Origin of the sequence: Mesorhizobium sp. M1A.F.Ca.IN.020.06.1.1 (genome assembly GCF_004023265.1) — a bacterium.
Classification (GTDB): domain Bacteria; phylum Pseudomonadota; class Alphaproteobacteria; order Rhizobiales; family Rhizobiaceae; genus Mesorhizobium.
The window spans coordinates 1-6422 of record NZ_RZSR01000266.1; the positions used below are offsets into that span (position 1 = coordinate 1).

The window sequence follows — 6422 nt, forward strand, 5'->3', positions numbered from 1 at the left end:
GCGCCATGCGCCACTTCGGCGTGCCGTCGCCGCACGGCGTCTACTGGAAGGACGGCATGAAGCTCGGCTACCAGGACGTGGGTTCCTGGACGCTGATGAAGTCGACGCCGACCGACCGCGCCAAGGCCGCCTGGCTTTACGCCCAGTTCGTCACCTCAAAGACCGTCGACGTGAAGAAGAGCCATGTCGGCCTGACCTTCATCCGCGAGAGCACGATCCACGACAAGAGCTTCACCGAGCGCGCTCCGAAGCTCGGCGGCCTGATCGAGTTCTACCGCTCGCCGGCCCGCGTGCAGTGGTCGCCGACCGGCACCAACGTGCCCGACTATCCGAAGCTCGCTCAGCTTTGGTGGCAGGCGATTGGCGATGCGTCGTCGGGCGCCAAGACCGCGCAGGAAGCGATGGACTCGCTTTGCGCCGAGCAGGAAAAGGTCATGAGCCGCATCGAAAAGTCGGGCGTCCAGGGCGATATCGGCCCGAAGATGGCCGAAGAGCATGATCTCGAATACTGGAACAAGGACGCGGTCTCGAAGGGCAACCTTGCGCCGCAGTTGAAGATCGAGAACGAAAAGGAAAAGCCGATCACCATCAACTACGACGAGTTGGTGAAGAGCTGGCAGCAGCAGTAACTGCATGACGCAGGCCCGCGAGCCTGTGTAGGAAATGCAGGGGAGGCGGCTTGGCCGTCTCCCCTGTTGCATGAGAAGTGGAGGGACGGAATGAGCGGTTTTGTGCTGGCCATCGACCAGGGAACGACCTCGACCAGGGCGATCGTCTTCGACAGCGAAATGAAAGTCGCCGGCACGGGCCAGCAGGAATTCACGCAGCATTATCCGGCTTCCGGCTGGGTCGAGCATGATCCGGAAGACATTTGGGCAAGCGTGCTCGCGACAGTGAAGGCGGCGCTGAAGGTTGCCGGTTGCGCAGCATCGGATATGGCCGCGATCGGCATCACCAACCAGCGCGAGACGGTGGTCATCTGGGACAAGGCGACGGGAAAACCGATCCACAACGCGATTGTGTGGCAGGACAGACGAACCGCGCCGCTTTGCCAGAAGCTCAAGAAGCAAGGGCTGGAGAAGACGTTCACGAAAAAGACCGGGTTGCTGCTCGATCCCTATTTTTCCGGCACCAAGATCGCCTGGATGCTGGACAAGGTGAAGGGCGCGAGAAAGCGCGCCGAGAAAGGCGAATTGCTCGCCGGCACGATCGACAGTTTTCTCATCTGGCGCCTGACCGGCGGCAAGGTACACGCCACCGATGCCACCAACGCCTCGCGCACGCTGGTCTACAACATCGAGAAGAATGTCTGGGACGACGAGCTGCTGTCCATCCTGAACATACCGGCCGCGGTCCTGCCGCAGGTGAAGGACTGCGCCGATGATTTCGGTGTCACAGAAAAGAGCCTTTTCGGCGCCGAGATGAGGATTCTCGGGGTCGCCGGCGACCAGCACGCAGCGACCATCGGCCAGGCCTGTTTCGAGCCGGGCATGATGAAGTCCACCTACGGCACCGGCTGCTTCGCGCTGCTGAACACCGGCGCCGATCTGGTGCGCTCGAAGAACCGGCTCTTGACCACCATCGCCTATCGGTTGAACGGCAAGACCACCTATGCGCTGGAGGGCTCGATCTTCATTGCGGGTGCCGCCGTGCAATGGCTGCGCGACGGCATCAAGGTGATCGGCAAGGCCGAGCAGAGCGGCGCGCTGGCGGCGACCGCCGATCCGGCGCAACAAGTCTATCTGGTGCCGGCCTTTGTCGGCCTGGGCGCGCCGCACTGGGACGCGGATGCCCGCGGCGCGATCTTCGGCCTGACGCGCAATTCAGGCCCGGCCGAGTTCGCGCGCGCGGCGCTCGAATCCGTCGCCTTCCAGACGCGCGACCTGCTCGACGCCATGCGCAAGGATTGGAAGGGCGCTTCCGCCAAGACCGTGCTGCGGGTCGACGGCGGCATGGTCGCATCGGATTGGACCATGCAGAGGTTGGCCGACATCCTCGACGCGCCGGTCGATCGGCCGACCATCCTGGAAACGACCGCGCTGGGTGCCGCCTGGCTTGCCGGATCCAAAGCCGGCGTGTGGCCGAAGGCGAAGGAGTTTGCCAAGACCTGGGCTCTCGATAAGCGCTTCAAGCCGGATATGGACGCCGCCACCCGTTCCGCCAAGCTGAGTGGCTGGCGCGACGCAGTGCGCAGGACGCTGAGTGTGCAATGAGGGGCGCGGGAGACACGGCAAGGCGAGGGGGCATGAAGCATCCGGACTGGTACCCCGCATGGCGTGACGAGGCTTTCGACCAACTGAACGCCAAGAACCATCGTTTGGAGGATGAATTCCGCCTCGGCAGCTGGCAGCGCTACGACTATGACTTAACCACCGGAAAACTGCTTTTTTCGGCAGATGGTGTCGTCAAGGTGGTCGCTCACATACAGATTGCCGGCTCTACAAGCGCCAAGGCGGACAACTGGCTATGGGCTTGGGCAAATTCAAATTTGCCGGGCGATCTTCTCAGCGACGCCAAGCTGGTTCGGTCATTCGGCGAGGAGAAGGGCATAGACGAACTGGCGCAGGCTTATGTGCTCGACGTGGCCGATGACCTCGAAGCGCTTGGTTGGGGACTGACCGGTGCCATGGTTCGGATTTGCAACGCGCTCGGAGCCTATCGCTCACCCCGAGGGGAAGGCGGGGGCCTGTACCTGATATTGAAAAGCGTCAACTGGGCCAGCTGAACGAACAGAGAGCCCGTGCCTTGCGGCACGGGCTCGGTCAACGACCCTGGATACTGACTGGAGGCTGTCAGTAGGGCGAAACGCACTGCTGACGCGGGCCGTTGTAGGGCTGGAAAGTGTTGTCCGAGGCGCGATAAGACCGATAACGGTCATAGCACCACTGCACATGCGCATCGCCGCCACGATAGACGCGGTTCTGGCTGTTGATGATGGCGCCGGTAATCAGCGCGCCGGTGGCGAAGGCAGCGAGCGGGAACCAATAATCGCCATGCCGGCGATAGCCGCGGCGATATTCACGGTAGCCGCGATGGCCATTCCAGTAGACGACGCCGTCGCGACGCGAGAAATCGCGGTTGAAGCTGCGGTGTCGTCTCCAATCCCGATACTGCACGGTCTGGACATCCGACCAGAGGCCCTGGGATTGTGGCACATAAGCTGGCTGAGCGTTGACCGGCACCACCTCCGCCGCGATGAACGACGCCGAGAGGGCGGCTGCCATCAGGCCTGATGCGATCCTTTTCATCGATGTACTCCTCAAGGGTTTGGTAATCGTCCCTGTGTTGCGAAACGGGTCTGGGTTGCAATGGTTCCCGCTTCCCCATCAACCTGTTGTTATCGTAGGGCTTTCTGAAGCAGCCCGGGTCCGGGTGATTGGCGGAGGCACCGAAAGCTTCTCCCGGGCATCTTAACCGCTCCTTTGGAATCCGTTCAAAATCCGCCTTGGAAGCTGGTGTTTTTCCGGTTGACCGGTCGCGGCACTCTCCCTATGTTCCGCGCAATTTCGAGGGCGGTGTTTTGAGCCCGCGGGAGCGCGTAGCTCAGCCGGTAGAGCAACTGACTTTTAATCAGTAGGTCATGGGTTCGAATCCCATCGCGCTCACCAAATTTCCAACCCATTTCAACGAGATAAGGTTTCAACTTCGAGACGGCAGACCGCTTCTCACGCCCCGGCTTATCTGTGGCTGCCAGATTCGTGATTGGCACCGAGAAAGCCCGGCAGCCGAAACGACCCGACCAGGTGGCATTTGGTCTTCCTGTCTCGTTTCAGGACGGGAATGCTTGGCATCGGCTTTGCACCGCAGACATGGCCGGTTTGATCCCCGGCAGCTCGTCGGGCTTGAAGGCCGTTGTTGGGGGCCTCGCCCGGCGAGTTCTTCCCAAAGCGACCCTATCGGCGCCGCTGCTGCCTTCCGCGTAGGCTCAACAGCCTTCCGTGAATTCTGACTGCCAGGTTCCGCAAGATCGCTTGCGGCGAGTCCCTCATGCTCGGTATGCGGCTTGCGCGGGCAGGACGGTTGCGCGATGCTGCCGTTGGGGAGTGGTGTCGCAATATCGATTCTGTGGAATCACCACTATGTTCGTTGACTACTATGAGCTGCTCGAGATCAGCCCGAACGCGAATTCGGAAACGATCGAGCGGATATTTCGTTACTTTGCCATGCGCTACCATCCCGACAATCGGGATACCGGCAATGAGTCACGCTTCAGCGAAATCGTAGAAGCCCATAATACGCTCAAGGATCCAGTCAAACGCGCCCAATACGATGTCCAGTATAGAGACCATCTGAGCGTTCGCCGCGAGCTCGCCGAAGAAGCCAGCGATGCCAAAGGGCTTGAACGGGACGTTGTCATCCAGGCCAAGCTGCTGTCGCTTCTCTATGTAAAACGTCGACAGGACGTCAACAATCCTGGCATCGGCGATGAAGAGCTCGAACGCTTGTCGGGCTGCCCGCGAGAACATCTGGAATTTCATCTTTGGTATCTGAAGGCAAAGAGCTGGATAGCAAGGATCGAAAACGGGATGTTCGCGATCACCGTAGACGGCATCGATCGCGCCAATTCAGAGCATCGCCGTGAAACCGTCGCAACCAGGCTGCTGGATCATGCAACTTGACGATGCCCTCTAATACTGCCGGCTGATCGGTTGCTTTTACATTCGCGAATGCTTGTGTTCGAATTCGCCGGGGCCATGGTTGCCCGGCGAGTAGGATCGATCCGGTGTGGGCCGGCCGCGCCATGCCTGGTTCCGTGCAACCTGGCAGGTAGCGTCAGGATGGCGGCCCAAGGGGAGGATAAATTGCCCGAGAAGAAGGTGATTGCCGTCAAAGACTGGACTTGCGCCATGAGTGACGAACTCGGCCGCGTGGCCCTGACCGTCAATCCGACAGACGGTGAGCCGATCCTGGTCTTGCTGACGATCTTTCAGGCGGCAAAGATGGGGCGCGAGCTGCAGTCGCCGAAACGCGTTCAGTTTTCCATCTAACTGGGGATCGAGACGTCGGCAAAGGCTGGAGCGGCACCCCAACCTTGTCGCCAGGCGGGGTGGCGGCTAAGCTCGATCCTTCCCGAAGGAGAGCTCGACCATGGCACTTGACCTTTCGGTGGATGCTTCAGCCGCTAAAGCGGCGACGCTGCCTGGCAAATATCTGTTTGGCCCGGTCGCCGATTTCCTCATGCTCGGCGGCAGCGCGTTTCTGATCCTGCCCATCCTGTTCCTGGTGCCGCTCGAATATGAAGGCCTCGTCGCTGCAACCATGGTCGTCGTGGCATATCTGGTCAACTACCCCCACTTCGCCCACTCGTACCAGATTTTCTATCGCAATTTCGGGCGCAAGGTGAGGGGCAACGGATACGAGAAGAGCCTGCAGCTTCGCTATATTTTCGCGGGCATCGTCGTCCCCCTGATCATGGCCGCGTTCTTTGCATATGGCGCGGCAAGGGCGGACACTCGGCTGCTGGGATACGCAGCCAACGCCATGTTCTTCTTCGTCGGTTGGCACTACGTCAAGCAAGGCTACGGCATGCTGATGGTCGACGCCGTGCTGAAGCGTAAATTCTTCGACGATCGTGACAAGAAGGTGCTGCTGGTCAACAGCTATGTCGTGTGGATCCTGGCATGGCTCCAGACGAACACGGCGGTGACCCAGGGGAAATATTACGGCCTGGAATATTACACATTCGCGGTCCCTTCCTGGATAACCAACATTGCCCTGCTGGCGGCCGTCGCCTCGACGGCGGCCACGGTTCTGATGCTGATCAACCGCTGGCACAGAAATGGTCATGCGCTGCCGTATAACGGCATCGTAGCCTATGTCGCGTCGCTCTATCTGTGGATCCTGATTGCGAGGATAAACCCGCTCTGGCTGCTAGTGGTGCCGGCGCTCCATTCGCTGCAGTATCTGGCCGTGGTCTGGCGCTACCAGACGAACGTCGAGCGCGACGTCGCGGATGCCGCACAAAATCCGCAACCGAAGGTACTGTCCTTTCTCGGACCTCTCTACAGGCTTAGGGTTCTGGGATTCATCGTCGGGGGTGGTGCGCTCGGATATCTCGGCTTCTGGCTTATGCCGATGGCGATGACTGCCTTGATCCCCTACGACAAGCAAGTCCTCGGGTCCTCGCTGTTCTTCTTCATCGTGCTGATCTTCATCAACGTGCACCACTATTTTCTGGACAACGTGATGTGGCGCCGAGGCAATCCTGAAGTGTCCAAATATTTGTTCCGCTAACGCTGAAGCCGCAGGTCGGAGCAGCAGCCGGGTTCACGCCACCAGCGACACGTTCCCGCCGGCATGGCGCTCGAGGCGTCCGGCGAGGTCGAGCTCCAACAGCACCATGGCGATCTGCGCGGCGCTCAAGCCTGTGTGGCGGATGATCTCGTCGACCGCGATCGGCGTCGGGCCGAGCGCTTCCAGCA

The 6422-nt window shown here is 60.4% G+C and carries 7 protein-coding genes, 1 tRNA gene and 1 pseudogene; 7 read left to right on the top strand and 2 right to left on the bottom strand.

Annotation, left to right across the window (positions count from 1 at the left end; all coding sequences use genetic code 11):
• From EOA60_RS14000 to EOA60_RS14010, 3 genes are all read left to right on the top strand, one after another.
• On the top strand, window positions 1–629 hold a 629-nt coding region (locus EOA60_RS14000), incomplete at its 5' end, for an ABC transporter substrate-binding protein (protein WP_245502559.1).
• A 90-nt stretch (window positions 630–719) separates the two neighbouring features.
• Complete coding sequence (gene glpK, locus EOA60_RS14005) at window positions 720–2213, top strand: glycerol kinase GlpK (RefSeq protein WP_095825326.1); 1494 nt, start codon at window positions 720–722, stop codon at window positions 2211–2213.
• A 32-nt stretch (window positions 2214–2245) separates the two neighbouring features.
• Window positions 2246–2725, top strand: coding sequence for a DUF6882 domain-containing protein (locus EOA60_RS14010; protein WP_067319793.1), 480 nt, complete (start codon window positions 2246–2248; stop codon window positions 2723–2725).
• Between the two features lie 67 nt (window positions 2726–2792).
• Here the strand turns inward: EOA60_RS14010 and EOA60_RS14015 are convergent, their stop codons facing one another.
• On the bottom strand, window positions 2793–3248 hold the full coding sequence (locus EOA60_RS14015) for a BA14K family protein (protein ID WP_095777749.1): 456 nt from the start codon (window positions 3246–3248) through the stop codon (window positions 2793–2795).
• A gap of 284 nt (window positions 3249–3532) precedes the next feature.
• Between EOA60_RS14015 and EOA60_RS14020 the strand changes: the two genes are divergently transcribed.
• The 4 genes from EOA60_RS14020 (at window position 3533) to EOA60_RS14035 (ending at window position 6234) form a co-directional block, all read left to right on the top strand.
• Window positions 3533–3608: transfer RNA gene (locus EOA60_RS14020), tRNA-Lys, on the top strand.
• Between the two features lie 471 nt (window positions 3609–4079).
• Entirely contained in the window at window positions 4080–4619 is a 540-nt protein-coding gene (locus EOA60_RS14025; protein ID WP_067319800.1) for a J domain-containing protein, read from the top strand.
• Window positions 4620–4802: 183 nt separating this feature from the next.
• On the top strand, window positions 4803–4988 hold the full coding sequence (locus EOA60_RS14030; protein ID WP_066992556.1) for a hypothetical protein: 186 nt from the start codon (window positions 4803–4805) through the stop codon (window positions 4986–4988).
• Window positions 4989–5088: 100 nt separating this feature from the next.
• Window positions 5089–6234, top strand: a complete 1146-nt coding sequence (locus EOA60_RS14035; protein ID WP_095800784.1) for a hypothetical protein — start codon at window positions 5089–5091, stop codon at window positions 6232–6234.
• A gap of 33 nt (window positions 6235–6267) precedes the next feature.
• Here the strand turns inward: EOA60_RS14035 and EOA60_RS14040 are convergent.
• Window positions 6268–6422: pseudogene (locus EOA60_RS14040) on the bottom strand (DNA-protecting protein DprA); the annotation flags it as partial.

Excerpts from the sequence above, each read along its gene's own strand:
- glpK (WP_095825326.1), top strand. The coding sequence starts at position 720 with ATGAGCGGTTTTGTGCTGGCCATCGACCAGGGAACGACCTCGACCAGG.
- EOA60_RS14010 (WP_067319793.1), top strand. The coding sequence starts at position 2,246 with ATGAAGCATCCGGACTGGTACCCCGCATGGCGTGACGAGGCTTTCGAC.
- EOA60_RS14015 (WP_095777749.1), bottom strand. The coding sequence starts at position 3,248 with ATGAAAAGGATCGCATCAGGCCTGATGGCAGCCGCCCTCTCGGCGTCG.
- EOA60_RS14025 (WP_067319800.1), top strand. The coding sequence starts at position 4,080 with ATGTTCGTTGACTACTATGAGCTGCTCGAGATCAGCCCGAACGCGAAT.
- EOA60_RS14035 (WP_095800784.1), top strand. The coding sequence starts at position 5,089 with ATGGCACTTGACCTTTCGGTGGATGCTTCAGCCGCTAAAGCGGCGACG.